The 2,828-nt window shown below is 61.5% G+C and carries 2 protein-coding genes; both read right to left on the bottom strand.

The features are described from left to right. Positions 1-176: 176 nt before the first annotated feature. Positions 177-1,730 (bottom strand): galactarate dehydratase, encoded by a 1,554-nt coding sequence (gene garD / locus OQK_RS06800; protein ID WP_016771706.1) that lies wholly within the window; start codon positions 1,728-1,730, stop codon positions 177-179. Between the two features lie 11 nt (positions 1,731-1,741). Continuing rightward, positions 1,742-2,828 (bottom strand): MFS transporter (locus OQK_RS06805; protein ID WP_038860662.1); only part of this gene is annotated, 1,087 nt, incomplete at its 5' end.

Consider the following 2,828-nt stretch of genomic DNA (forward strand, 5'->3'; position numbering starts at 1 on the left):
CAAAGCGTGACGCGGAGCGGCACATGAGGCATTCCCACGCAGAGCGTGGGAACGATCACAGGCACCGCAAGTTCTTAGGCGTCTGGCAGATCGCTTTCGCGAGCAGGCTCGCTCCCACATTTGCAATGCATATCCCTGTGGGAGCGAGCCTGCTCGCGAAGAACGATGACGCGGTCTCAGGTAATCGGCGCCGGGTTGAACAAGGTGATGTCGTTATGCAGCTTGTGCTTCTCCGCCCAGGTCTGTTGCTTGCCACTGGCAACATCCAGGTAATAGTGAAACAACTCCCAGCCCAGTTCTTCGATGGTCGCGCGCCCGGTGGCAATGCGTCCGGCATCGATGTCGATCAGATCCGGCCAGCGCTGCGCCAGTTCAGTCCGCGTCGATACCTTGACCACCGGCGCCATGGCCAGCCCATAAGGCGTGCCGCGACCGGTGGTGAACACGTGCAGGTTCATCCCCGCCGCCAGTTGCAGCGTACCGCAGACAAAATCACTGGCCGGCGTCGCGCAGAAAATCAGGCCCTTGTGCTTGAAGCGCTCGCCCGGGCCGAGCACGCCATTGATCGCGCTGCTGCCGGACTTGACGATCGAGCCCAGGGACTTCTCGACAATGTTCGACAACCCGCCCTTCTTGTTGCCCGGCGTGGTGTTGGCGCTGCGATCGGCCTCGCCCTTGGCCAGGTAACGGTCGTACCAGTCCATTTCGCGCACCAGCTCTTCGGCGACGGTTTGCGTCTGCGCCCGCGACGTCAGCAGGTAGATCGCATCGCGCACTTCGGTGACTTCGGAAAACATCACCGTCGCCCCCGCGCGCAACAGCAAGTCTGAGGCATAACCCAGCGCCGGGTTGGCGGTGATGCCGGAGAACGCGTCGCTGCCGCCGCACTGCATACCGAGAATCAGCTCGGAGGCCGGCACGGTTTCGCGGCGGCGCTGGTCGAGTTTCTTCAAGCGCACTTCAGCCAGTTCCATGATCTGCTCGATCATTTCGGTGAAGCCGTGACTGGAATCCTGCAAGCGGTACAGCCACGGATCGCTGAGATCCACCGAGGCATCGTCCTCGTGCATCACCTGCCCGGCCTGCAATTTCTCGCAGCCCAGACCGATCACCAGCGCCTCGCCGCCCAGGTTCGGGTTGCGTGCCAGATTGCGCACGGTACGAATCGGGATGTAGGCATCGGTCGCGGTAATCGCCACACCGCAGCCATAACTGTGGGTCAGTGCCACAACGTCATCGACGTGCGGGTACTTCGGCAGCAGCTCTTCCTTGATGCGCTTGACCGCATGATCAAGCACGCCGGTGACGCACTGCACGGTGGTGGTGATGCCGAGAATGTTGCGCGTGCCGACGGTGCCGTCGGCGTTGCGATAACCCTCGAACGTGAAGCCTTCCAGCGGTGCCTGCGCATCCGGCACATCGGTGGACAGCGGCAAGCTGTCCAGCGGCGGCGCGGTGGGCATGCGCAGTTGATCTTCCTTGACCCAACTGCCACGGCGGATCGGCTGCAACGCGTAGCCAATGATCTGCCCGTAACGAATCACCGGGCCGCCTTCGGGAATATCCTCCAGAGTGACCTTGTGGCTCTGCGGTACGAAATCCAGGGTGACCAGGCCGTCGGCGAACTCGGTACCGGCCGGTACGCCCTGATCGTTGACCACCACTACAACGTTGTCCCGCTCGTGCAGGCGGATGTAGCGCGGCGAGTCGGAATGTTCAATCAACTGCATGACGCCGCTCCTCAGGAATGCGCTTGAGACAAATTGCCGGTGGCTTCATTGCCGCCCTTGGCTGGCGGCTCTTTCAGGACCACACGCTTGATCGGGCCGACGATCACCAGATAGCTGAACACCGCGACCAGTGCGTTGGCACCGACAAACACCAGCGCCCACTTGAACGAGCCGGTGGAGCTGATGATGTAGCCGATGACGATCGGCGTGGTGATCGAAGCGATGTTGCCGAAGGTGTTGAACAAGCCACCGCTCAGACCGGCGATCTGTTTCGGCGAAGTGTCGGAAACCACCGCCCAGCCCAGTGCGCCAACGCCTTTGCCGAAGAATGCCAGCGCCATGAAGCCCACGACCATCCATTCCACTTCAACATAGTTGCACGCGACGATGCTGCTCGAAACCAGCAGACCGGCGATGATCGGCGCCTTGCGAGCGAAAGTCAGCGAATGGCCCTTGCGCAGCAGGTAGTCGGAAATCACCCCGCCGAGCACGCCGCCGATAAAGCCGCAGATCGCCGGCAACGAAGCGATGAAACCGGCCTTGAGAATGGTCATGCCACGCTCTTGCACCAGATACACCGGGAACCAGGTCAGGAAGAAATAGGTGATGCCGTTGATGCAGTACTGGCCCAGATACACGCCCAGCATCATGCGGTTGGTCAGCAGCTGACGGATGTAATCCCACTTCGGACCGTCGGACTTCTTGCCCTTCTGATCCATGTCGACCATGCCGCCGTTGTCAGCGATGTGCTTGAACTCGGCCTCGTTGACCCGTGGGTGTTCGCGCGGGCTGTAGATGACTTTCAGCCACACCAGCGAGAACACGATACCGAGGATACCCATGACGATGAACACGTGCTCCCAGCCGAAGCTGTAGACGATCCAGCCCATCAACGGCGCGAACAGCACGGTGGCAAAGTATTGCGCCGAGTTGAAGATCGCCGAAGCGGTGCCACGTTCAGCGGTCGGGAACCACGCCGCCACGATGCGCGCGTTGCCGGGGAACGATGGCGCTTCCGCCAGGCCCACCAGGAAACGCAGCATGAACAGCGCAACCACTGCCGTGGACATGCCGAATTCACCGACGAAGCCTTGCAGC

Source organism: Pseudomonas sp. R62 (genome assembly GCF_000257605.1).
GTDB lineage: Bacteria > Pseudomonadota > Gammaproteobacteria > Pseudomonadales > Pseudomonadaceae > Aquipseudomonas > Aquipseudomonas atacamensis.

Bases quoted from the DNA above. Each gene is read 5' to 3' on its own strand.
- garD (WP_016771706.1), bottom strand. From the start codon at position 1,730: ATGCAGTTGATTGAACATTCCGACTCGCCGCGCTACATCCGCCTGCAC.